Source organism: Chryseobacterium sediminis (genome assembly GCF_008386505.1).
GTDB classification, from domain to species: Bacteria; Bacteroidota; Bacteroidia; order Flavobacteriales; family Weeksellaceae; genus Chryseobacterium; species Chryseobacterium sediminis.
In genome coordinates, this window is record NZ_VUNZ01000001.1 from 2,097,786 (window position 1) to 2,120,005 (window position 22,220).

27 protein-coding genes are annotated in these 22,220 nt (G+C 34.9%); 16 read left to right on the forward strand and 11 right to left on the reverse strand.

Translation table 11 applies throughout. The annotated features are described in order from the left end of the window. Window positions 1-37: 37 nt before the first annotated feature. The 6 genes from rimM to FW780_RS09545 form a co-directional block, all read right to left on the reverse strand. The gene (gene rimM / locus FW780_RS09520) at window positions 38-580 is read right to left on the reverse strand and encodes a ribosome maturation factor RimM (protein WP_149833366.1); all 543 of its coding nucleotides are present in this window, start codon (window positions 578-580) and stop codon (window positions 38-40) included. A 14-nt stretch (window positions 581-594) separates the two neighbouring features. Next, the gene (locus tag FW780_RS09525; RefSeq protein WP_149833367.1) at window positions 595-1,161 is read right to left on the reverse strand and encodes a 30S ribosomal protein S16; all 567 of its coding nucleotides are present in this window, start codon (window positions 1,159-1,161) and stop codon (window positions 595-597) included. Between the two features lie 115 nt (window positions 1,162-1,276). After that, window positions 1,277-1,861 carry a hypothetical protein gene (locus tag FW780_RS09530; protein ID WP_149833368.1) on the reverse strand — a complete coding sequence of 195 codons (585 nt, stop codon included), beginning with the start codon at window positions 1,859-1,861 and terminating at the stop codon, window positions 1,277-1,279. Next, entirely contained in the window at window positions 1,862-2,371 is a 510-nt protein-coding gene (locus tag FW780_RS09535) for a nitroreductase family protein (RefSeq protein WP_149833369.1), read from the reverse strand. A gap of 104 nt (window positions 2,372-2,475) precedes the next feature. Beyond that, entirely contained in the window at window positions 2,476-2,925 is a 450-nt protein-coding gene (locus tag FW780_RS09540) for a hypothetical protein (RefSeq protein ID WP_047420780.1), read from the reverse strand. A gap of 106 nt (window positions 2,926-3,031) precedes the next feature. Further along, complete coding sequence (locus FW780_RS09545; protein ID WP_149833370.1) at window positions 3,032-3,562, reverse strand: SRPBCC family protein; 531 nt, start codon at window positions 3,560-3,562, stop codon at window positions 3,032-3,034. A 198-nt stretch (window positions 3,563-3,760) separates the two neighbouring features. On the opposite strand from FW780_RS09545, the gene FW780_RS09550 reads away from it, so the two are divergent. The 6 genes from FW780_RS09550 to FW780_RS09575 all read left to right on the forward strand — a co-directional run bounded on the left by FW780_RS09550 (window position 3,761) and on the right by FW780_RS09575 (window position 9,688). Next, window positions 3,761-5,797 carry a M3 family metallopeptidase gene (locus tag FW780_RS09550; RefSeq protein ID WP_149833371.1) on the forward strand — a complete coding sequence of 679 codons (2,037 nt, stop codon included), beginning with the start codon at window positions 3,761-3,763 and terminating at the stop codon, window positions 5,795-5,797. 131 nt (window positions 5,798-5,928) lie between these two features. After that, complete coding sequence (locus FW780_RS09555; RefSeq protein ID WP_149833372.1) at window positions 5,929-6,348, forward strand: DUF1801 domain-containing protein; 420 nt, start codon at window positions 5,929-5,931, stop codon at window positions 6,346-6,348. A 95-nt stretch (window positions 6,349-6,443) separates the two neighbouring features. Further along, window positions 6,444-6,827: a tetratricopeptide repeat protein gene (locus tag FW780_RS09560; protein WP_149833373.1), complete on the forward strand. Its 384-nt coding sequence runs from the start codon at window positions 6,444-6,446 to the stop codon at window positions 6,825-6,827. A 26-nt stretch (window positions 6,828-6,853) separates the two neighbouring features. After that, the gene (locus tag FW780_RS09565) at window positions 6,854-7,054 is read left to right on the forward strand and encodes a YqaE/Pmp3 family membrane protein (protein WP_047386728.1); all 201 of its coding nucleotides are present in this window, start codon (window positions 6,854-6,856) and stop codon (window positions 7,052-7,054) included. Window positions 7,055-7,217: 163 nt separating this feature from the next. Further along, complete coding sequence (locus FW780_RS09570) at window positions 7,218-8,327, forward strand: serine hydrolase domain-containing protein (protein ID WP_167510670.1); 1,110 nt, start codon at window positions 7,218-7,220, stop codon at window positions 8,325-8,327. 251 nt (window positions 8,328-8,578) lie between these two features. Further along, the gene (locus FW780_RS09575; RefSeq protein ID WP_149833375.1) at window positions 8,579-9,688 is read left to right on the forward strand and encodes a serine hydrolase domain-containing protein; all 1,110 of its coding nucleotides are present in this window, start codon (window positions 8,579-8,581) and stop codon (window positions 9,686-9,688) included. Here FW780_RS09575 and FW780_RS09580 read toward each other — a convergent pair whose 3' ends face one another. Together FW780_RS09580 and FW780_RS09585 are read right to left on the reverse strand one after the other, a co-directional pair. After that, entirely contained in the window at window positions 9,689-11,095 is a 1,407-nt protein-coding gene (locus FW780_RS09580) for an MFS transporter (RefSeq protein ID WP_149833376.1), read from the reverse strand. Between the two features lie 39 nt (window positions 11,096-11,134). After that, window positions 11,135-11,698 carry a TetR/AcrR family transcriptional regulator gene (locus tag FW780_RS09585; RefSeq protein ID WP_149833377.1) on the reverse strand — a complete coding sequence of 188 codons (564 nt, stop codon included), beginning with the start codon at window positions 11,696-11,698 and terminating at the stop codon, window positions 11,135-11,137. Between the two features lie 187 nt (window positions 11,699-11,885). Between FW780_RS09585 and FW780_RS09590 the strand changes: the two genes are divergently transcribed. Next, complete coding sequence (locus FW780_RS09590) at window positions 11,886-12,266, forward strand: VOC family protein (protein WP_149833378.1); 381 nt, start codon at window positions 11,886-11,888, stop codon at window positions 12,264-12,266. A gap of 96 nt (window positions 12,267-12,362) precedes the next feature. Further along, window positions 12,363-12,986 (forward strand): hypothetical protein, encoded by a 624-nt coding sequence (locus tag FW780_RS09595; protein ID WP_149833379.1) that lies wholly within the window; start codon window positions 12,363-12,365, stop codon window positions 12,984-12,986. Window positions 12,987-13,260: 274 nt separating this feature from the next. Here the strand turns inward: FW780_RS09595 and FW780_RS09600 are convergent, their stop codons facing one another. Continuing rightward, window positions 13,261-13,620, reverse strand: a complete 360-nt coding sequence (locus tag FW780_RS09600; RefSeq protein WP_149833380.1) for a hypothetical protein — start codon at window positions 13,618-13,620, stop codon at window positions 13,261-13,263. After that, window positions 13,620-13,754 (reverse strand): hypothetical protein, encoded by a 135-nt coding sequence (locus tag FW780_RS22715; RefSeq protein ID WP_262714031.1) that lies wholly within the window; start codon window positions 13,752-13,754, stop codon window positions 13,620-13,622. Before FW780_RS22715 ends, FW780_RS09600 begins: the two co-directional genes overlap by 1 nt. 98 nt (window positions 13,755-13,852) lie before the next feature. Between FW780_RS22715 and FW780_RS09605 the strand changes: the two genes are divergently transcribed. From FW780_RS09605 to FW780_RS09640, 8 genes are all read left to right on the forward strand, one after another. Continuing rightward, entirely contained in the window at window positions 13,853-14,473 is a 621-nt protein-coding gene (locus tag FW780_RS09605; protein ID WP_149833381.1) for a TetR/AcrR family transcriptional regulator, read from the forward strand. Beyond that, entirely contained in the window at window positions 14,451-14,945 is a 495-nt protein-coding gene (locus FW780_RS09610) for a GNAT family N-acetyltransferase (RefSeq protein ID WP_149833382.1), read from the forward strand. The genes FW780_RS09605 and FW780_RS09610 overlap by 23 nt, the downstream gene beginning before the upstream one ends. Before the next feature lie 10 nt (window positions 14,946-14,955). Continuing rightward, a complete protein-coding gene (locus FW780_RS09615) occupies window positions 14,956-15,774 on the forward strand; it encodes a helix-turn-helix domain-containing protein (RefSeq protein WP_149833383.1) in 819 nt (272 codons plus the stop codon). A 76-nt stretch (window positions 15,775-15,850) separates the two neighbouring features. Further along, window positions 15,851-16,441 (forward strand): NAD(P)H-dependent oxidoreductase, encoded by a 591-nt coding sequence (locus tag FW780_RS09620; RefSeq protein ID WP_149833384.1) that lies wholly within the window; start codon window positions 15,851-15,853, stop codon window positions 16,439-16,441. 478 nt (window positions 16,442-16,919) lie between these two features. After that, window positions 16,920-18,119 carry a tyrosine--tRNA ligase gene (tyrS, locus tag FW780_RS09625; protein ID WP_149833385.1) on the forward strand — a complete coding sequence of 400 codons (1,200 nt, stop codon included), beginning with the start codon at window positions 16,920-16,922 and terminating at the stop codon, window positions 18,117-18,119. A gap of 198 nt (window positions 18,120-18,317) precedes the next feature. Beyond that, window positions 18,318-18,839 (forward strand): 3'-5' exoribonuclease, encoded by a 522-nt coding sequence (locus FW780_RS09630; protein ID WP_149833386.1) that lies wholly within the window; start codon window positions 18,318-18,320, stop codon window positions 18,837-18,839. 24 nt (window positions 18,840-18,863) lie between these two features. Next, the gene (locus tag FW780_RS09635; RefSeq protein ID WP_149833387.1) at window positions 18,864-19,304 is read left to right on the forward strand and encodes a GNAT family N-acetyltransferase; all 441 of its coding nucleotides are present in this window, start codon (window positions 18,864-18,866) and stop codon (window positions 19,302-19,304) included. Between the two features lie 389 nt (window positions 19,305-19,693). Then, window positions 19,694-20,305 (forward strand): T9SS type A sorting domain-containing protein, encoded by a 612-nt coding sequence (locus FW780_RS09640; RefSeq protein ID WP_167510671.1) that lies wholly within the window; start codon window positions 19,694-19,696, stop codon window positions 20,303-20,305. Between the two features lie 395 nt (window positions 20,306-20,700). Here FW780_RS09640 and FW780_RS09645 read toward each other — a convergent pair whose 3' ends face one another. Then, window positions 20,701-22,218, reverse strand: a complete 1,518-nt coding sequence (locus tag FW780_RS09645; RefSeq protein WP_149833389.1) for a helix-hairpin-helix domain-containing protein — start codon at window positions 22,216-22,218, stop codon at window positions 20,701-20,703. Between the last annotated feature and the right edge of the window lie 2 nt (window positions 22,219-22,220).

A 22,220-nucleotide genomic window follows, 5' to 3' on the forward strand; every position in this document is an offset into this window, starting at 1 on the left:
ATAAAGGGAGAAAGAAGAGATTATTGCTTATGCAAAATTATTCATCTTTTTTAGATGGAATCAGAAAAACATCAATAAGACCTTCAGGAAGTTCCATTTTGATTATTCTTTCTTCCCTGTCAACTTCAAGAATCCAGTCTTTGATCATAGGAATAACCACTTCTTTTCCATCCAGATTTGTAATGAAATACACCTGCGCTGTCTGATCGTTTACAGATCTGATCACACCACAGTTGTTATCATTTTGGTCAAAAATTTCAAATCCGATGATTTCGTGGTAATAGAATTGTTTTCCTGAAAGTTTAGGTAGTGAAGCAAGCGGAAGGTAAACACTTTTACCCAATACCTGATCTACCATAGCCTCAGAAGAGTTTTTGAATGCAAGATTCAGAGCATCAAGTTTGCTCCATGATGATCTTTCAATAAAAAATGGAACCAATAATCCGTTGATTTCAACGAATATTGATTCCAATTTATTGTAAAGCTCGGGTTGATCGGTATCCAATTTAAGGATTACGTTACCCGCAAGTCCATGTCTGCGTGTGATTTTACCTAAAAAATAGCAATCTTCTTTACGCATAACAGGGTTTGGTCTTAAGCTTCAGTGTTTTCTTCAGTTTCAGCAGCAGGAGCTTCTCCTTCTGTAGCTTCAGCAACAACTTCTTCAGCAGGTGCGTTTGCAGCCTCTTCAGCAGCTTTAGCATCAGCTTCAGCTTGTGCAGCAGCAGCAACTCTAGCTTCGTTTACTTTTACTTCAGCTTCTAAAGCAGCTTTCTTAGCATCAGCTTTAGCAGTTGCTAAACCTTCTACTTTACCTTGTACTTTAGCATCTTTAGCTTCTACCCAAGCATTGAATCTTTTTTCAGCTTCAGCTTCGTCAAAAGCACCTTTAGCTACACCACCTTGTAAGTGTTTTTTGTAAAGAGCCCCTTTGTAAGATAGAATAGCTCTAGCAGTATCAGTAGGCTGAGCCCCGTTGTTTAACCACTGTACAGCAGAATCAACGTTCAATTCGATAGTTGCCGGATTAGTAATTGGGTTGTAAGTTCCTAGTTTTTCGATGAATCTACCATCTCTTCTAGCTCTAGAATCTGCAACCACGATGTGGAAAAAAGGTTTTCCTTTTTTACCGTGTCTTTGTAATCTGATTTTTACTGACATAATGTTTGAATTTTACGGGAACTCGTCCCAGTTAAATATTTAAGAGTGCAAAGATAGTAAAAAAGTTTGAAGTAAAAAGCTTAAGACAAAAAGTTTTATAAATTCAAATTATTTTTTAACCAAGCAGGGCAAAAGATAAAATGGTTGAAACAATGACAGAAATTAAAACAGCCATAAAAACCACAAAATTATCTCGTGTCTTTCCTGTAATTCCATAGATTACAAAATAATTTATGATATAAACAGGTATTAGTAAAAAAAATGAAAATTGTCCTGTAGATACAATTATCGCTTTTAAGAAAAGAAGTCCGGTAACAGAAGCTATTACAAGTCCCAAAAGGCTTTTATAAATTGTTTCTTTATCTAATTTATCATTCTCCTTTACCTTTGAAAATTGATCAAATTTATCAAGAATAAAAACCTTCAGCTCACTACTTCCGATCATTTCTGAGGAGATATTTTTAAGAATGACATTTATATTCTCCCCTTTCTGTACTCTATTGTGAACCTCAAATGCAACTCTCCCTTTTTCTTTAACTAAGATTTTCCTGTACTCAGCTATTTTTACAAATTCATCATAATTGAATTTTTGACTGATGGCTTCACGCAACTCATCATTGACTTTACCGGTATGGTCAGTCATATGAAGATAAGCAGCATGCAAATCTTCCTCATTACAATTTCTGTAAATATTCTTCATTTACACTTCACCCATGTAGAAAAGTCCAAGACACTTCTGGTTTTCTTCGATGGTAAGAGAATCTTTCAACTCATCTACAATTTTAGGAGAACTCCAATAGCATCCGATATTATTTGCCGTACAGGTAAGATACATGTTCTGAACCGCCATTGAAACAGCGGCTATTTCCTCCCATTCAGGAACCATACCACTGAAGTTGACTACGATAGAAACTACAACATTGGCTTTATTGATTTTAAAACCAATATCATTGTATTTTTTTTCTAAGAAAAGTTGTTCGGGTGTAATTGCTTTATAAATAGCCTGCATTTCTGAAGCCAGCTGTATTTTCTCTTCTCCTTTAAATATTTTAAAACGCCAAGGCTTTGTTCTTTTATGATTCGGGGCCAGTGTTGCTGAATGTAAAATTTCATCAATGACTTCCTGAGATATTTCTACATCAGTATAATCTTTTGGGAAAATACTTCTTCTTTGCTCTATGATTTCTTTTAAAATGGATGCTTTATTCATGTAACAAAATTACGAAAAAGATGGAAGCAGGAAGCGGAATGAAGGAAGTTTAATGTTGAGCCGGGTGATAGATGCTGGAAGCTTATCAAAATTACTTTTTACTTTTACAAAACCTCTATAACCTTCTGATGAATTTTGTTTAAGGTAAATTCATCGCCTGATTTCATGCCCATCATTTTTTTGGCCATGGGACTTTCAGGAGAGATTGCATAGAACCGGTCTCCTTCAAAAAAGAACTCTCCTAATGACACAGATATATAAAACCGGGCCTTATTGGTGATCACCAGTGAGCCAAGCTGTACTCTTTCTGTAGCGGTATTCAGTACTTTTGCCATATTTCTTTTAAGATCATTCAAAGCCCCCAGCTGTCGCTGCATCTGATAAATCTCCTCCTGCATTTCTTCTCTCATGCTGTCATATTTCGGAGTTTTTTTGATGTCACGGCTGGCCTCCAGGGTAAATTCGATAAAGTTTTTAAGCTTTTCAATTTTCTCTGCGATAGTGGTTTTCACAAAGTCTCTGATATCACTTTTTTCAAATACAATCTTCTCCATACAATCGATTCTTTATATAAAGATAATATTTTTGAATAATATTTCTTTGACTTAATATAAAAAAACGATTGTAAAAAAGCCTTGTAAAATTTACAAGGCTTTCATTTTATTTTTCAGCAAGTTTTTTCAGGTCTCCCAGTCCCTGACTAAACATTTTATCCATATTGCTATTCATCATTGGTTTCATAATCTTCATCATAGCGTTCAGTTCATTATCAATCATCCAGGTCACTTTTGTTCCGCTGCCTTCGGGAGTTACAATGAAATTGGCTTTCATATCTCCTTCAAACGGTGCTATAAAGTGAAGTTTTGTTGCCATTTTTTGCTCCGGTACAATCTCAGTAATTGCCTGCTCTCCTTCGCCCACATTTTTATCTCCTTTCCAATGGTAAGAATCTCCTACTTTATCTCCGTCTCCCGAATAGGTAATCACAATATTTTTATCAGCTTTAGAAAAAGGATCCCATTGGTTATATCCTTTTAATGAGCCCACATAGGTCCATACTTTTTCTTTTGGAGCGTTGATGACAATAGATTTTTCATAATGGTAATCTTTACTGAAAGCCAGCACCGCAATTACAGCATAGATGAGAATCAGCACGATGATGGCACCGATGATTTTTAAGAGTGTTTTCATAGTCTATATATTTAAGGTTATTTATTTTAAATCTGTTCTCAAAATTAAATATTCCCACATCACTCCCACTTTCCATATGACAAGATTATTTAAAGATAAGTATTTTTGTCATAACTTGTGAGTAAGGCATTATTTTTGAGCGTTTCAGCTGTGATTCCCAATGAATCATTACATTTACCTTTTATAAAAAATCAAAAAATGAATATTTTAACAGAAAAATTTACCACTCCATATCATTCAGCTCCATTCAGTGACATTAAAAATGAAGATTATCTTCCGGCATTTAAAGAACTGATTCAAAAATCCGAAGCAGAAATTGATGCCATTGTCAACAATCCTGAAGCACCCACTTTTGAAAATGTGATTGAAGCATTGGCATACTCAGGGGAACAGCTGGATGTGGTTTCTAATATTTTTTTCAACTTAAATTCTGCAGAAACCAGCGATGAAATTCAGCAGATTGCTCAGGAGGTTTCTCCGATCTTAACGGAATATTCTTCAAAAATATCTCAAAACGAAGCCCTTTTCAACAAAATCAAAAAAGTATATGATGAAAAGGACAACTATAATCTCAACGAAGAACAGGAAATGCTTCTGAATGAGACCTACAAAGGTTTTGTAAGAAGTGGAGCTTTACTGAATGAGGAAGACAAAGAAACATTAAAGAAAATCAGCATGGATCTTTCTTTAAAATCTTTACAGTTCGGGCAGAATGTTCTGGCTTCTACGAATGCTTATTTCAAACACATCACCAATAAAGAAGATCTTGCCGGAATTCCTGAGGCTATCATTGATCAATATGCTGAGGAAGCTAAGGAAAGAAATCTGGAAGGCTGGGTAGTAACTTTGCAATATCCAAGCTATATTCCGTTTATGACGTATGCTGAAAACCGTGAGCTGAGAAAGGAACTGGCGCTGGCAAACGGTAAAAAATCCTTTGATGGCGGAGAGTTTGACAATCAGAACCTGATCAAAGAATTGCTTACTCTAAAACAGCAGAAAGCTGAACTTATCGGATATAAAAACTATGCAGATTTTGTTCTGGAAGAAAGAATGGCGAAATCTCCGGTAAAAGTTTTTGATTTCTTAAACGAGCTTTTAACCAAAGCAAAACCTTATGCTGATAAAGAAATTGAAGAATTAAAATCTTTAGCCAAAGCTGACGGAATTGAAGAAATGCAAGGGTATGACCACGCATTCTATGCTGAAAAACTTCGTAAACAAAAATTCGATCTGAATGATGAGGAATTAAAACCTTACTTCCCATTAGATCAGGTACAGGAAGCCGTATTCGGACTGGCAGGAAAGCTTTTCGGACTAACTTTTGAGGAAAAAAATGATATTCCTAAATACCACGAAGATGTAAAAGTATATGAAGTAAAAGATGCCTTCGGCTCTGCTCAGGCTGGCAGCTACAAAGCATTATTATATGTTGATTATTTCCCAAGAAAAGGGAAAAGAGCCGGTGCATGGATGACCAGCTACAAAAATCAGTATAAACAAAATGGTGAAAATTCCCGTCCGCATATCTCAATCGTTTGTAATTTCAGCAAACCGACAAAAGATACTCCAAGTTTACTGACATTCCAGGAAGTGACTACATTGTTCCACGAATTCGGGCATGCTCTTCACGGAATGATGGCAGATACTCAATATCCTACCCTTTCCGGAACTTCTGTAAAATGGGATTTTGTGGAACTTCCGTCTCAGTTTCTTGAAAACTTCTGTTATGAACCCGAGTTCTTAAAAACATTCGCCAAGCATTATAAAACCGGAGAAGTACTTCCTGACGAGAAAATTGAAAAAATAGAACAGTCTAAAAACTTCATGGAAGGTTATCAAACCTTAAGACAGCTAGGTTTCGGGCTTCTGGACATGAACTACCATACCAAAGTTGAAGAGTTGAAGAACGAAAGCATAAAAGATTTTGAGGATAAGTATACCAAAGCGACAACACTTTACCCTTCCAATTCTGAAACGGCCATGAGCCCAAGTTTCTCCCACATTTTCCAGGGCGGATATTCTGCCGGATATTATTCTTACAAATGGGCAGAAGTTTTGGATGCTGACGCTTTCCAGTATTTCAAAGAAAACGGAATCTTCAATCCTGAAATTGCAGCTAAGTATAAAGTATTGCTTTCTTCCGGAGGAACAAAAGATCCAATGGAGCTTTATAAAAATTTCAGAGGCAGTGAGCCGAAAGTAGAGAGCTTGTTGAAAAGAGCTTTTGGATAAGACCTAAGTTCAGATTGTAACAAAAAAATAAATATAAAAAGAACAGCATTTTGCTGTTCTTTTTTTGATCTTAAGCCTTTAGATTCCCTTGAAAATATATAAATTAGTCGCTCAATAATCTCCTATTTCACATGACCATCCAAGAACAAATCAAAGAGTATATCAACACTCAGCCTGAAAAGAAACGCAATGATATGCAGGAACTCCACCAAATCATTCTGGAGCTTATACCCGCATGCCAGCTGTGGTTTCTTGATGGTAAAAACAGTGAAAATAAGACCGTTTCCAATCCTAATATCGGATATGGATTCTATACCATACAATATACCGACGGAAAAACCAAAGATTTTTATCAGATTGGAATGAGCGCCAACACCACCGGAATTTCAATCTATGTTCTTAACATTGCTGATAAGAGCTATCTCGCCACAACCTACGGTGATAAAATAGGGAAAGCCAGCGTAACCGGATATTGCATTAAATTCAAAGCTCTGAAAGATATCAACATTGAAATCCTGAAAGCAGCCATACTGGATGGTCTTAAAGAATAATTTTTTAACCATATTAAAAAAACTAACCTATCTATTTTAAGAAAGCTAAATTTGTACAGTATACAAAGCAATCATCCATTCTGTAATTTTAAATAATGAGTACAATAACACTAAGATTAGAAAACGTAAAAAAACTTCAGGCTAAAAGATGGGAAAATGAAGACCATTGGGACACTTTGAATGATCTGCTAGTCAAAGAACTGGATGAAATTTTACTTATTGAGCCTGAAAACACTTCGGCTTTGATTAATATAGGTGCTATTTATTCCGATATGGGAGAAAACGAAAAAGCTCTGGAGTATTTAAAGATGGCTTTACAATTAGGTTCTAAAGACAAAAATCTGTTTGTAAACCTGGCTATTGTACTTGTTTATATGGAGAAGCATCAGGAAGAATATTTAGAATACCTTGAAGAAGCTGAAGATAAAACTGAAGATCCGCTTACTTTTAAAGCTTATTTTGATCCTCAATCCCGTTAAAATCTGTTCAATTAAAATTTAAAACTATGTTATTAGCCATATTACTTCCTTTCTTATCCTTCATCGTCCGCGGAAAAGTTCTCACCGGAATTATCTGCCTTATTTTACAGATTACGTTGATCGGATGGCTTCCTGCCGCCATATGGGCCGTTCTTTCTTTAAACAATGAAAGAGCAGATAAACGTAATGACAAGCTGATTAAAGCAATGCGCAAAAATCAAAAGTAATTTATCATTATATAATAGTTTCTGAACTTGCAGACAGAGAAATCCCCTGCATGAAACCACCTGATTTTTAGAAAGATTTGTAAGTGATTAAAATGTATATTTGTTTCGTTGTCAATCACAAAATATGAAGCTTTTCACTTTTTTCTTCATTTTTATTTTTTCAATGAATTGTCCTGCTCAACAATATGAAAAAGAGCTGGACCAATATTTTATGGCACTAACGGATCTGAAAAATTTCAATGGAAATGTGAAGATTGCTAAAAACAACACTATTCTTCTTGATAAAACCTATAATATTCAGGAAGCAGACAAAGCGTTAGGGGTAAATAAAAACAGTAAATTCATTATTGCATCGGTTTCAAAGATTTTTGTAAAGTATGGAATTTTGAAACTGGCTGAACAGGGAAAACTGAAGTTATCGGATACTCTCAATAAATACATTCCGGAGTTTCCCAGTGGTGAAAAAATTACTATTGAACACCTTTTATTTCATCAATCAGGGCTTCCAAGAGAAATCAAAGATTATGAAAAGTATGATCATCTCAGTCTTGAAAAAATTATAGAGTTGGCCCAACAGGAATCTCTGCAATTTGAGCCCGGAACCCAGACGTTATATTCAAATGTCGGATATTTTATCCTGCATTATATTATTGGAAAGCTATCTGACAAAGGATACTGGAATTTTATCCAGACAGAAATCATCAAAAAATATAAGTTAAAAAATACAGGTGAGTTTAATTCTGCTCAGTCATTATCTGATTTCGCTTATGGATTTTCGGGTGAAGATGGTAAAATCACTCCTGTTTCCCATACCAATATCAATCGGTTTGAAACCGGAAATTATTTTTCAACCACCGACGATTTGTACAGTTTCAGCCAACAGCTTATTTCCGGAAAGAACCTCAGAAAAGACCTTGTTCTGAAAATGTTCGGGAAAAACAGCCAATTGGTACAGGCGGGAGGCAGACCTGGTTACAGAGCTTATTATTATCAGGATCTGAAATCAGGAATCACCTTTATTTTTACTTCCAATTTTACCGATATTCCTTTTCAGAAAGTGACAGAAGATATTATTAATCTTTTGAATGGCCAGACTTATTCTGTTCCTCGGAAGATTAACAAAAAAGCAATTGAAGTTCCTGATGAAATTCTTAAGCAATACACCGGAAAATTTGCCCTTGAAGCCGATCAGTCACAAGTTTTCAACATTATTTTAGAAAACCATTTTTTGTATACTCGACAAAGACGGCGAAAAGACCAAAATCTATCCTGAATCATCAACTTCTTTTTTTGATAATCCTAAGTCTGAAGACGGTTATCAGTTTTTAAAAGGCAGCGATCAACAATATTACCTCATCATCATTTCAACCGGTGTTAAATTAAATACCAAAAGAATACAATAATCAACTTATTCATTTAAAGATCGAGAACAAACTAATTTTGGAAATTTAAAACACAAACAACTATATTGCATAACATAGTAATAGTAAATATTTATATCTTTGCATAACAAAATATAAAAATATGATTGTTAAAAAACTAATTCCCTTTTTGATACTGCCTTTGTTTTTTTGCAACATAACTGATGCTCAAACCAGTACAAAAAGATATGAAAAGAAAATTGACAGTATTATCCAGACAGAGTTCGGGAAGGAAAATGAGCCTGGCGGTGTTTTCCTAATTACTCAAAATGGAAAGAATCTTTACCGGAAAGCATTTGGAAAAGCCAATCTTGAACTCAACGTCAATATGACTCCGGAAAATGTTTTCCAGATCGGATCAATGACCAAACAGTTTACCGCTGTGGCTGTTCTGATGCTTGAACAACAGGGAAAGCTCAATGTCAACGATCCTGTTTCCAAATACCTTAAAGATTATCCTAACGGAGACAAAATTACCATTCATCATCTTCTGACCCATACGTCAGGAATTAAAGATTTTACCAAAATGAAATCCATTTCTTCTATTGCCCAAAAAGAGATGAAGCCAGAAGAAATGGTTGATTTTTTCAAGAATGAACCTGTAGATTTTACACCTGGAGAAAAGTTTGATTACAACAATTCCGGATATGTGATTTTAGGCTATATTATTGAACTGGTTTCCGGAACTTCTTATGAAGATTTTATCAGGAAAAATATTTTTGACAAAGCAGGAATGTCTCATTCTTACTATGCTTCGGACAGGAAAGTGATCCCTCAAAGAGCTTATGGCTATCACAAAAAAGAACAGGGATTTGTAAATAAAACGGTCATCAGCTTCAGTGTTCCTTTTTCTTCTGGTTCATTGATGTCCACTGTGGATGATATGCTGAAATGGCAGCAGGCATTACTTCAGAATACTTTGCTGAATCCGGCAGAAACCCAAAAAGCATTTCAGAAATATAAATTAAACAATGGTGAAGAATTTACCTATGGATATGGATGGCACCTGAAAGATATTAATGGAACGCCTGACAGGGAACATGGCGGAAGTGTATTTGGATTTAAAAGTATGGGCGTTTATATTCCCCGTGAAGATATTTATGTGATAGGATTTAGCAACTGCGACTGCCACTCCCCTACTGAAATTACCAGAAATATTGCGAAGGCAACATTGAATGAAGTTAAAACCTCATCAAAAACCCATAAAAAGTAATTATTTTTTATGTTTCATTTCAGGGAGAACATGATTGGGAACTTTAAAAACAGTAACAATCACCAAAATCAAGCAGATAATGTTGATCAATACTGCAACTGAAAATGCATTGTGGTACTGTTGTACTGCAGGTTTCGTTCCCAGAAAATAGTAGAAAATACTTCCTACAGCAACAATTCCAATGATGGCAGCAATCTGCTGGAAGGTATTATAAACTCCGGATGCATTTCCAATCAACTTTTCAGACATTCCCGACAGGGCAATATTGGCCAGCGAAGGAATAACTGAACCCACTCCCAGCCCATGTAAAAACAGCAGCAGGCAGAAAATGGGAAAACCGGTCTTCATATTGAATGAAAACAACTGAAGAATAAGTATAACAATAATAAAGCTGAGCCCTGCAATCAGGGCTTTTTTCCCATATCTCAAAATTAATTTTACAGAAATCATGGATGCCAGTATAAATCCCAATCCCTGAAAGACAATAATTTCTCCGGCTTCTAACGGATTGATTTTTAATCCATCCTGAAAAAAAAGTGACAGAATATAAAAATAGGAATCCAGCATAATGAAAAAGAAGGAAACTGCGAGAATCCCCAGATTAAAATTCTTATAACGGAACAGCTCAAAATCAATCAGATAAGAACGCTTATTTTGTATTCTCATTTTTTGATTTTTTATAAAACTGAAAATAATTCCGGCTGAAATAACCATCAGTGAAGCATTTTTAAAATGAAACCCCTCATGTTCAGACATCGTAAGGGCATAGGTAGCGCAGAACAATCCGGCAGAAAGTGTTACAACTCCACTTACATTGAAAGATTCCTTTACTGAGGTTTTAGATTCATTTAATAATCTCAGACTCAGAAAAACGGCTATAAGACATATAGGAACATTCATCAGAAAAATAAGTCTCCAGGATTCTTCCATAATCGTAAGAGATGAAAAATATCCTCCTAAAAACTGTCCCATAATTGTTCCTATTCCAATAGTGATCCCATACCAACCCATCGCTTTTGTCCGTTCATGATGAACAGGAAATAAAATCTGTATTATTGAAAGTACCTGAGGTGCCATCATTGCAGCACTTACCCCCTGTACAAATCTTGAAATAACAAGTTGTTTTGCTCCTGCAGAAATCCCACAGGCAATAGAGCTAATCATAAAAGCAATTAATCCGATAATATAGATTTTTTTTCTTCCGTACAGATCACCCAACCGACCTCCGGTAATCAGAAAAGAAGCAAACCCGATAAGGTAGGAAGCGATCATAAACTGCATTTCACCATTGGAAGCATGAAGATCACGCTGTATGGAAGGTATAGACACATTAATGATAAAAATATCCATGATCGTCAACAGCTGACCAAATAATATCACTAATAATTTCAAATACTTATGTTTCATTTTTATATAGATATATCTATTTTTTAATATTCAAAAAAATTAGGGTAGTAAACCCTGAACAATTTTTTTCACCTGATCAAAAGAATCATTTTGTTTACTGATTGTGGATGTTACCACCGCTCCTTCTATTAACAGGAAAATATTTTCTGATATTAAATCGGTATCGGTAAGTTGTCCCTGCATTCCGTATTCTGTAACGAATGCTTTTATCAAATCTTTCTGTTTTTCTTTATGCTGTTTCGCAAAAGCAGAGACTGAGGGGTTTCCTTCTCCTATTTCAGAAACTATTTTTATGAAATGACAGCCTGCAAATTTAGAAGTCTGCTGTAGTTTCTTCCTGTAGTCAATGAGTGCCAGTAGTTTTTCTTTGGGTTCTGAAATTTTGGATATACTATTTTCAAATCCTTCAAACCAATGAAGCTCTTCTTTGATGAGATACGCCTGAAGAAGATCATTTTTAGATGAAAAGTGGTTATACAATGAGCCAATAGCAATATCAGCTTCCGCAATAATCTGGTTGATTCCTGTAGAATTGTACCCCTGTTTATAAAATAAATCCGAAGCAACTCTGATAATCCTCTCGCGTACTTTTTCTTTTTTCATCGTGAAAATTTTTACAAATCTAATTAAAAAATAGATAAGTCTATCTATTTTTACAATACAGATAAAAACTTTATTTTAGATCAAAGAAATAATCACAGGTATGAAATCATGGTCTTCCGTTTTCCTATTCTTATTGCTAATAACTGTATCTTGCAGTCAATCACAGAAATCCAACCCTATAAAAAATATGAAACCGACCAATCCTGTTGTCTATTTTGAAATCCCTGTGCATGATCTGGAACGTGCTGAAAAGTTCTATTCTGCTGTTTTCAACTTTAGTTTTGAGAAAGAAATCATTGACCGCTATGAGATGGCATTGTTTCCTTTTGAAGAAAAAAAAAGTGGGATTACAGGAGCTTTGGCCAAAGGAGATGTCTATAAACCTTCCAAAAGCGGTGTCATTATTTATTTTAAAACAGAAAATATTGATCATACTCTGGAAAAGGCTATTCAACATGGAGGATCTGTTCTTTATCCTAAGAAAACAGATGAAAAGTATGGTTTTGCCGTAGCAGAATTTGAAGATTCAGAAGGAAACAGAATTGCACTGCATGAGACGGTAAAATAGGGATACCATTCGCTACATATTATTTTTTTAAATAAAATTAAAGCATATTTTGTATCTTTAAGTGACCATTTTTAAAAGATTATTTGGTAGATACCTATGGCGGAAGAACTTTATTTCATCAAAACCAACCCTACTATTGCCAAAATTAATTTGTACAATAAGCTCGAACGCGAAGAGGAAAATATTCTAAAATTTCTACCATCTGATGCAAAAGATACGCTTGAGAATATTAAAAACAAGGTAAAGGATTCTGTTGAAGAACTTACCCAGGAAGAACTTCTACTTATTTTTCAATGGTTTAGTAAAGTGTATTCCTCAGATCATGAGGAAACTAAAACACAACTTTTCATTAATGGTATTGATCTTTTTTATGAAATACCGACAAACGTTCATGCGGAAAACTTCCTTCAGATTCTTTCAGACTATGAAAAGCTCCTGAAACAGGACATGAATTATATTGTGGACTCCAAAAACTTCAATCAATTCCTGATCTACGGAATATTTCTCACAGAAATTATCAATAGAGGCCAACATGAGGATAATATACTTTGTGAATACCTGAAACCGGATAATCAGTCTTTATATCTTTTGGCAGAAAACCAATGTGATTCAAAAGAATTTGACGGGAAAATCATTCCGGAGCTTCAACATCATTTTGCTGATCTGTATGATCTTACCAAGTTTTACAAAGGTTCTATTATCAAACTCGAGCAGGAATAAAAACCTATCACTCACTTTTAGCTGTTCTGATGACTCCTTCATTCGTGTAGGAGTGAATTTCTTTATTCATGTTCAATACAAAACTTTAAAATTTATGAGTTTAAAAATATTCTCCTGCTCATGTAACATTCCCGATTCAATAATTGTCTTGTATATATAATCGAAAGTAAACATTGATAAAAATTGTAACTGAGATTACTAAGAAATATTGAACCAGGATAAAAACTATACCTCAGCCAGCAGTCTCCTTTACGATGTAGATATGTTGGCTTTTTTATTTATTTACAGCCAAATTCCTTACTGCAACAAAATAATATATCATTCCTCCGGCAAAATAGGCAAATACATCAAAAACATCTCCGGTAAAGCGTTCAGATAGTTTCGGGCAAAGTACTTCAAACAAAAAAGACAGGTAAAGTATTGATGTCAATACAAATTTCAGATCTGGTTTCCATTGATAACCTAAGATTGAATTCATCGTATATTCTATGAGATAACAATACATTGGAACAGTGATACCATCTGTAAAATAATCATTAATAAAAGGAATATAAATTCCGTTTCGTCTCAGTAAAACAATCATTCCCCAAATTGCCAGCCCCAGCAAAAACCAATATGAAATACTTTTGTTCATTACATATGCAGTACTGCCATTATGATCCCAAGAATTACCTGCAGTATTTTTGAAATAACTTCCTGAGGGTCTGTTTTACTTTCATTTTCGTTTTTGCCTGCTGATTCGTAATCAAATTTTTGTTTACCTTCCATTACCCTATATTTTGTATTGCAAATATATTAAATTAGAACAATTGCTCTAATTTTAAAAATATGATTTATATCCATTCTTATATTCTTATCTTTGATGTATGAAGACCAAGGATAAAATTCTGTCTAAAGCATTGGAATTATTTAATGACAAGGGATATAACAATATTACCACAAGACATATTGCGGCTGAACTTAACATCAGTGCGGGCAATCTCCATTATCATTTCAGGCACTCGGAAGACCTTATTAAAATTCTTTTCTCAAAGCTTACCCTGAAAATGGATGACCTGCTGAGCCAAATGAAAAAAAGGGAGAATAAAAGCCTTGAAGATCTTTACCAATTTACCTATTCTACCTGTGAAATCTTTTATTTCTATCGTTTTATATTTATCAATTTTATAGATATCCTGAATCGGATTCCTGAAATAGAATCCAAGTATGAAGGGATCAATTTCAGTAGAAAAGAGGAATTCCAGCTCATCTTTTCAGATCTTCAAAAGAGTAATATTTTTCAGAAAGATGTTCCCCATTTTATTGTGGATTGTCTTACTGAACAGATTTTCATTATTGCAGACAACTGGCTTACTCACAACAGGCTTATCTTAAAACTCAGTCCCCATGAAGCAATACAGCATTATACGCTTCTGCAGATGAATCTTTTTTATCCATTACTCAATAAAGAACAGCAAAAACTTTATGAACAACATTATGTCCAATAATCATCTAATTACCATAAGAAAAGGAATCAGCGGTGATCTCACGGAAATGTTGCAGCTTTTTGCCAATACGATAGATGAAGTATGCAAAAAAGATTATAATTACCAACAAATTGAAGCATGGAAATCCGGTGCTGAAAACGAAGAAAGATGGATGAATGTGATCAACAGTCAATATGTTTTAATTGCTGAACACAGAAATCAGATCGTGGGTTTCTGTACGCTTGATAAAGGAAATTATATTGATCTGTTTTTTGTACACAAAGATTATCAGCAGAAAGGAATCGCAACACTTCTTTACCATGAAATAGAAAAAAAAGCTCTGAAGCACCATGAGAAACAAATCACAGCAGATGTAAGCAAAACCGCCCGAACTTTTTTTGAAAAAATGGGTTTTTATATGATTGAAGAACAGACTGTTTATGTAAAAGGGATTGCTCTAACCAATTATAAGATGGTAAAAAATTTTTCTTAATTTCTGAATTATGGAATTACCACCAGAATACAATGAATTTAGGATTTCAGTTCCTCAGGAATTTGAAAGTGTATTCACTCATTTTTATTTTGCTGAAAATACTTCTGATATACGGGTTACAAAAACTCTTTTGCCCACTTATCAGACCATCTTGTTATTCTGTTTTGGAGAAAGTGCTACGATGTCTACGCGTGAAAAGACAACCGTTAGCGTTGATAAATGCATGGTATTTGGCCCTGTGAGACAATCTTTTGAATATATGCTTCCGGCAGGCTGTTCTATTCTGGTTGCCAATTTTAAAGATGATGCTTTCTTCAGGTTTTTTGGAAAGGTATCTATTGAACAGTCGGTAAGACATCCTGACGAACTGTTGGAAGAAAATTGTTTTACAGATCTTTGGCATCAGCTGGCAAAATTAGCTTCAACTACAGAGCAAGTGAATCATATCCTGGAATTCTGCCGGCCTTATCTTCAGCATCAGGATACCACCAGCAAGCTTTTGAGCAGTTTTGAAAATGATCTTTTAAATCCTGTCAAAGTAATTGCAGAGCAGACTCAGCAGACAGAAAGAAATATTCAGCGTAAGCAGAAAGAACAATTTGGATATTCTTTGAAAGAACTTAACCGCTATAACCGTTTTTTAAAAGCTGTAAAAGTCATTGAAGAAGAAACCGGAAAGCAGAATAAAGTGAAATGGTTTACCATTATTGATGAGTGCGGTTATTATGATCAAAGCCAGCTTATTCATGATTTCAGGCATTTTATGAACATTTCGCCTGCCCAGTATTTAAAATTTCAACAGGAGATCTGTAATCCAAAATCTAAATAATCCGTTTCGTTTTCTTACAATTTTTGCAAAACACATCCTGCTACTTTTGTCTCATTAATCTTAACAAGAAAAAACAATGAGACATTTAATAATTTATGCCCATCCGAATGAGAACAGTTTAAATCACCAATTTTTAAACACTGTTGTTGACACACTTGAATCCCAAAATCAGGAGATTGTAGTGAGAGATTTGTATAAAACAGGTTTCGATCCTGTATTTTCTTTGGCTGATATGCAAGGACAGCGCATGGGAAAAGTAGCTAATGATATACAACTTGAACAGGAATATATTTCTTGGGCGGAACAGATTACATTTATTTATCCTATCTGGTGGACTGGTCTTCCTGCAATCATGAAAGGCTATATAGACCGTGTCTTCAGTTACGGTTTTGCCTACCGTTATGATCACGGTATACAGAAAGGACTTCTCACCGGTAAAAAAACAGTAATTATCAATACCCACGGAAAATCTCATGAAGAATATGAACAAACCGGAATGGATAAGGCGCTCACTTTAACCTCTGATAACGGAATTTTTATCTACTCCGGACTGGAAATTATCAGACACTTATTTTTTGATAAAGCAGATAAAGCGGCTTCAGAAAATCTTGAGATCTGGAAAGATCAAATTAAAAATTTATATTCTGAACATGCACTTCATTATTAAATAACAATTGATAAAAACAACACTGATAAACAGACTATTAAATCACTATTAATCAACACCTATTGGCTGACAAAGAAAATAATAAAATATAGTTTTTGCATCTTTATTCTGTATTTTACTTTTAAGAAATTTATGGCATGAAATTAGCTTCAAAAACCGCAAGTAAAATTGTTTTGAACCATTATTTTAAGCCATTAAGATTGATGGATGGTTAAGTTTTTATTTAAAAACAAATCTTGTTATAACCCTGCAATGCGTCTTAATGGTTTAAATATTGGATCCTCAGGAAATTCCTGTATATTTATACAACAATGAAACATCTAAACAGTATATTACGTCTTCCATTCTTCAGTGAATATTACGTTCCGAGCTATCGTTCGGGAAGACTTTCTATATCTGTAATTCAATAAAATAATCTAACGTATATATAGAGCCCGGACAGTACCTGTCCGGGCTTTTCATTTTAAAATTATTCAACATGATCCATTTACTACAAGAAAATGTGGCTATCATCCTGCCTGAAAACGGCTTGGAAGAAAAACTTACAAAAGCCAAAGAGGAAAACAGAAAACTATCTATCAAGCTGGGATTTGACCCTACCGCTCCGGATCTTCATCTGGGACATGCGGTAGTGCTAAAAAAACTGAAGCAGTTTCAGGATTTGGGGCATCAGATCATTATCGTTGTTGGAAGCTTTACGGCGAGAATTGGTGATCCTACAGGTAAAAATAAGACCCGAAAACCATTAAGTACTGAAGAGGTACAGCATAATGCCCAAACTTATATCAGTCAACTTTCCAAAGTAATTGATGTTCAGAAGACAAAGATTGTTTTCAATTCTGACTGGCTGGATGCGTTTGATTTTTCAGAGGTTATCCAACTGATGTCAAAAGTTACTGTTGCTCAACTGATGCACCGCAATGATTTTAATAAAAGATTTACAGAAAACACCCCTATTGCAATGCATGAACTTGTATACCCAATTCTTCAGGGTTTTGATTCTGTAAAAATTGAATGTGACATCGAAATGGGTGGTACAGACCAGCTCTTCAACTGTACAATGGGAAGACAGCTTCAGGAAGTACACGGAATGCCTGCACAGATCGTCATGTGTATGCCATTACTGAAAGGGCTTGACGGAAAGGAAAAAATGAGCAAATCACTGAATAATATTATCGGGCTGACAGATGAACCCAATGAGATGTTCGGAAAAACAATGTCTATTCCGGATGCGTTGATTGAAGAATTTATCAACCTGACCACAGATTTCTCGATGGAGGAAAAAACGATCCTTGTTTCGAGAATCACAGGAGGTGAAAATCCTATGAATATTAAAAAACTCATTGCTAAAAATATCATCAGCCAATACCATGATGATGCTTCAGCAGAAAATGCGGAACAATTCTTTATCAATCAGTTTCAGAATAAAAATTTTGAAGAAAAAGTATATGAACCTGTTTCTATACAGTCTTTGAAGCCCATTCAAAACAAGGTATCTGTTGTGGAACTTTGTCATCAGCTTAAAAGTGACCTCAGCAAATCGGCAGTCCGAAGATTAATTGAAAATGGAGGCATTCAAATCAATAATATCAAAATAACAAACGCTGATGAAGAAATGGAACTGATCTCTCAAACGAAGATAAAAATCGGAAAAAGAAGTTTTTTTGAGTTAATATAAAAATGGAAGATGGGAACTGGAGGATAGAAGTCTGTTGGACAATAAACTGATGAACTTTTTTGATTGATATATTTTTGAAAAATAGAGATTAAAAACAGAAGAGTTCTTTACATCACAAAAATAACCTCCAGCTTCCTTCTTCTCTCTTCCCTTCTTCAACTTATTTCAATATCTTCGTTCCGTTAAAAACTATTTCCAATGAGCTATATCATGGTTGACATAGAATCCGATGGTCCGATTCCCGGTGATTTTTCAATGGTTTGTTTCGGGGCTGTACTTGTCACGGAGGAACTGGACACTACTTTTTATGGAAAACTGAAGCCTGTTTCTGAGAAATTCAACCCTGATGCTTTAGGGGTTTCCGGTTTTAGCAGAGAAGAGACAATGAATTTTGATGATCCTCAGAAAGTAATGCTTGCGTTTGAAGACTGGATTAAAATTCATTCTAAAGGCAGACCAATATTCATTAGCGATAATAATGGTTTTGACTGGATGTTTATCTGCTGGTATTTTCATCATTTTATCGGACGGAATCCTTTTGGTTTTTCTTCGAGAAGACTATCTGATCTTTATTGCGGACTGGAAAAAGATACTTTTGCCCAATGGAAGCATCTTCGTAAAACGGAACACACTCACAATCCGGTAGATGATGCTAAAGGAAATGCAGAAGTTTTGCTGCACATGAAAAAGGAAATGGGACTGAAAATTGTATTAAAGTAAGAACTCTAATTTTTATTTTTGAATATGAATCCTGAACTTCGCTACAAAAAAGCTGATGATACCGATATTGATTTTCTTCTTGATCTCAGAATGAAAACCATGAATCCCCATTATAAAACGTCAGGGCTTTCTACTGACAGTGAAACCACCTTACAAAGAGTTCTGTATCAGTTTGAAAAAGCAGATATTATTTTTTTAAACAACCAACCCATCGGGCTGTTAAAAGTAGACAGAACATTTACCAACATTGAGGTCCTTCAACTTCAGATTGCCCCTGGCCAACAAGGAAAAGGTCTTGGAAAAAAGATTTTATCTGATATTCTGGAGGAAGCTTCATTAGCAGGAAAAACGGTATCATTAAGTGTTTTAAAAACCAATAAAGCACAGCATCTTTATAAAAGCCTTGGTTTTAAAATAATGGGTGAAGATGAGTATTCTTATTTTATGGAAACTGAAAGGCAATAAATTAAAAACAGCTTCCTTCATGAACTTATGTTCGTAATCCTTCAGGTTATGTTCAGGATAATAGCACTTTCCTATTGAGTATTCGTCTCAATAATCGCTCAATCATTCTTTTAATTTTTACAAAAAAACGACTTATAAGGATACGTATTCTCTACTTATGATCGGAGTAATCAAGTGTTGAAACCTGTATCTGTATTTATTTTTAGTACTTAACCACTACTGCATTTCATTTTTAATAACTGCCAGCATTCTAAAGCTATATACCTTTGTTTCAACTTCACAAGCCGGTATCGTGAATCTGATCATTGCACAACGATTTAAAAGATCGTACAGTATTAACAAGTAACTTAAAAAGAATGCAAACAAATTTACTTTTTAAAAGGATCTTAATGATTTCCTTTATCATTTTCAGCCTCAAAAGCTTTGGCAGAATCATCGTATTAAATATTAATAATGGTAATTCTGACGGTTCCCTTTTCCAAATGAATGAAAATGTGGTCATTGGTGATAAGATTCGATTTACTAACAATTTTAACTTCGCTATCAACCAACAAAACAACAGCTTTATAAGTGGACCTGAAGGTAATATTCCTATCAACATTCAACCGGGAAGTTATTATGAGTTTGAGCTAACCTCAGATACTCAAACAATGTTCACTTTTGTTCATATGAATATGGTCCAGAACAAGTACTATAATAGTAGAATCAATTTAACATTTTCTGCTTTAGGAGTAAATGAGACACTGGGGAAGACTTCAGAAAAACTGATGATATTTCCTAATCCCTGTACTGATGTACTGCATATGAAGTCAGGAGACAACATGCAGCAGATAAGTCTTTTTGACTCGAATGGAAGGTTACTGTTTGACAAAAAAACAGTGAATTCAAAGGGCAATAATAAAGATGACATTAATATGTCCGCTTATACAAGAGGAAGATATTTTCTGAGGATAAGAAATGCTGACGGATCTTATTCAAAAGCTAATGTTATAAAAAAATAGACCTTTATATTCTATTACTCTCATATTAAAACTCTTAATATTCTTTTGTTTCTTCCGGCTGGTTATCAATTTTTGAAATAAAACTTCAGAAACAGTCGGAAGAATTTTTAGATCATCCAAGAATAAACAATGTAAAATTTCTGGTTAAGCTTAAAAAAATTTAACATTCATTTTTTTAATAGTTAGCTCAAAAAGTGTAAAAATGTACTTTGCTTTTTATCCTACTCTTGAAGAATTGCTGATATGGCTTTTTATAAAGAGTATACCTGCCCATCAGCTTATTCACTCTTCTTTTTCACGATCAAAGCTATATTTTACGATAATAAAAATTGTCTTGCTTATCGCTGATCGGTATTATATTCACCCAACCGTCTGATTTACGATACGGCTATTTCTTACATCTTCTGATTTGCCATTGTCACGTAGATGAGTCTTCCCCCTTCTTCTGCGGACAGCAATATTTTCTTACCATCAGTCAGTTCAACCATAGAACCAGGTGAAATTTCTTTCTGTTCTGTGACGTCTTTCATTCCTGATAAACTTTGGTTTACCAACACCCATTTTCCCTGATGAAATGTGAAATATCCCACAGGCATTTTATCCTGCATCGTCAGATTTTCGTTGCGTATCACTTTTCTGGAAACATGCCATTTAAATAAGTACTGATTATGATAAACCATCAGTCTGTGGTTTTCAGGCTTCCATACCTCATCATCAAATTTGAAATACAAGTCTAATATCGGTAATGTCCCCTGATGCGGTGTTCCACAGAACGGACATTTGGGGTTGCTGGTATTATCAAAAACATACCATTTTTCGGTACAATGGGAATTATGACAAGGCTGTATCAGATCCACGGTTTTCAACAGAGCAGCTTCCCATTCATTGGCTGTGGGACGCCTGATAGGGTCATGTAATCCATCTATGAATGTTTTCCGGAATAATTCTGAAATATAAGGACCGGTTACAGTATAAGGAATCTTTTGAGGATCTCCCCAGAATGCATCCCATTTCCGAAGATGATCTGCTTTTACGTGATTGGATAGATTTTCCGGATCTTCCACAAATAGAGCTTTTTCCCCCATGGATAGAATTTCATCTTTTTCAGAATCCAGATCCCATATTTTTCCTCCACGTAAAGGATGTCTTCTTAGCAGATACATATAAATGAGAACAGCAAGAGCATGCAGGTCTGTTTTTTGATTGGGCAGATGTCTTCCCGGATCCTGAAGGCTTAGATGTTTTGTTTTTAAAACTTCGGGAGCAATAAAGTCTGCGGTTCCTATCACTTCAGGCGGAAACAGTTTAGGAACAACAAGACCGTCTATATCAATAATACAGGCAGACTTCGTTACAGGATCTACCAAAATGTTATTGTAAGATAAATCAGAATGTGCGAGCCCCATCTGATGCAGCTTTTTTACCCCTCTGCTGATATTGACGGCAATCTGGAAATAGCTCAGCCAGTCTCCCAGCTCCGACTGGTCCAGTCTCAACGGATACTGCTGATTTCTGAACATGGGAGCGGTAAACCATTTTCCCACCTTATCTTCTCCCTGAATATTTTCTGAACCAATATATCCTTTTGCAAAATAGAATTTATTATGGTAAACAGGAACTACAATTCCTGTGAGTTTATTTTTTTCAACAATATCGTAAGGCCACCTGAATATTTCGTTCAGAAAGTACTCGGAAGCATTTCCGCTTTGTATACTTTGCAGATAGGTAGAAACAATTCTCATGATTCTTTCTTTTTGTCCTTCATCCAGCGGATTCCGGTAAAAAGCCACTACATATTCTTTATCGGGAGAAAAGTAAACATCTTTCACACCACCCCGGATAGGGTTTTCATCTACATATTCATAGGATTTGGCTGTATCCAGAACAGAAACAACCTTAATGGTTTTTTTCATGG

Coding starts and splice junctions, on each gene's coding strand:
- FW780_RS09595 (WP_149833379.1), top strand. CDS start 12,363: ATGGCGGAAGAACTTTATTTCATCAAAACCAACCCTACTATTGCCAAA.
- FW780_RS09645 (WP_149833389.1), bottom strand. CDS start 22,218: ATGAAAAAAACCATTAAGGTTGTTTCTGTTCTGGATACAGCCAAATCC.
- FW780_RS09525 (WP_149833367.1), bottom strand. CDS start 1,161: ATGTCAGTAAAAATCAGATTACAAAGACACGGTAAAAAAGGAAAACCT.
- rimM (WP_149833366.1), bottom strand. CDS start 580: ATGCGTAAAGAAGATTGCTATTTTTTAGGTAAAATCACACGCAGACAT.
- FW780_RS22715 (WP_262714031.1), bottom strand. CDS start 13,754: ATGGAAGGTAAACAAAAATTTGATTACGAATCAGCAGGCAAAAACGAA.
- FW780_RS09540 (WP_047420780.1), bottom strand. CDS start 2,925: ATGGAGAAGATTGTATTTGAAAAAAGTGATATCAGAGACTTTGTGAAA.
- FW780_RS09535 (WP_149833369.1), bottom strand. CDS start 2,371: ATGAATAAAGCATCCATTTTAAAAGAAATCATAGAGCAAAGAAGAAGT.
- FW780_RS09600 (WP_149833380.1), bottom strand. CDS start 13,620: ATGAACAAAAGTATTTCATATTGGTTTTTGCTGGGGCTGGCAATTTGG.
- FW780_RS09610 (WP_149833382.1), top strand. CDS start 14,451: ATGAACAACATTATGTCCAATAATCATCTAATTACCATAAGAAAAGGA.
- FW780_RS09545 (WP_149833370.1), bottom strand. CDS start 3,562: ATGAAAACACTCTTAAAAATCATCGGTGCCATCATCGTGCTGATTCTC.
- FW780_RS09550 (WP_149833371.1), top strand. CDS start 3,761: ATGAATATTTTAACAGAAAAATTTACCACTCCATATCATTCAGCTCCA.
- FW780_RS09585 (WP_149833377.1), bottom strand. CDS start 11,698: ATGAAAAAAGAAAAAGTACGCGAGAGGATTATCAGAGTTGCTTCGGAT.
- FW780_RS09605 (WP_149833381.1), top strand. CDS start 13,853: ATGAAGACCAAGGATAAAATTCTGTCTAAAGCATTGGAATTATTTAAT.
- FW780_RS09555 (WP_149833372.1), top strand. CDS start 5,929: ATGACCATCCAAGAACAAATCAAAGAGTATATCAACACTCAGCCTGAA.
- FW780_RS09630 (WP_149833386.1), top strand. CDS start 18,318: ATGAGCTATATCATGGTTGACATAGAATCCGATGGTCCGATTCCCGGT.
- FW780_RS09590 (WP_149833378.1), top strand. CDS start 11,886: ATGAAACCGACCAATCCTGTTGTCTATTTTGAAATCCCTGTGCATGAT.
- FW780_RS09565 (WP_047386728.1), top strand. CDS start 6,854: ATGTTATTAGCCATATTACTTCCTTTCTTATCCTTCATCGTCCGCGGA.
- FW780_RS09580 (WP_149833376.1), bottom strand. CDS start 11,095: ATGAAACATAAGTATTTGAAATTATTAGTGATATTATTTGGTCAGCTG.
- FW780_RS09640 (WP_167510671.1), top strand. CDS start 19,694: ATGATTTCCTTTATCATTTTCAGCCTCAAAAGCTTTGGCAGAATCATC.
- FW780_RS09560 (WP_149833373.1), top strand. CDS start 6,444: ATGAGTACAATAACACTAAGATTAGAAAACGTAAAAAAACTTCAGGCT.
- FW780_RS09570 (WP_167510670.1), top strand. CDS start 7,218: ATGAATTGTCCTGCTCAACAATATGAAAAAGAGCTGGACCAATATTTT.
- FW780_RS09575 (WP_149833375.1), top strand. CDS start 8,579: ATGATTGTTAAAAAACTAATTCCCTTTTTGATACTGCCTTTGTTTTTT.
- FW780_RS09615 (WP_149833383.1), top strand. CDS start 14,956: ATGGAATTACCACCAGAATACAATGAATTTAGGATTTCAGTTCCTCAG.
- FW780_RS09530 (WP_149833368.1), bottom strand. CDS start 1,861: ATGAAGAATATTTACAGAAATTGTAATGAGGAAGATTTGCATGCTGCT.
- tyrS (WP_149833385.1), top strand. CDS start 16,920: ATGATCCATTTACTACAAGAAAATGTGGCTATCATCCTGCCTGAAAAC.
- FW780_RS09635 (WP_149833387.1), top strand. CDS start 18,864: ATGAATCCTGAACTTCGCTACAAAAAAGCTGATGATACCGATATTGAT.
- FW780_RS09620 (WP_149833384.1), top strand. CDS start 15,851: ATGAGACATTTAATAATTTATGCCCATCCGAATGAGAACAGTTTAAAT.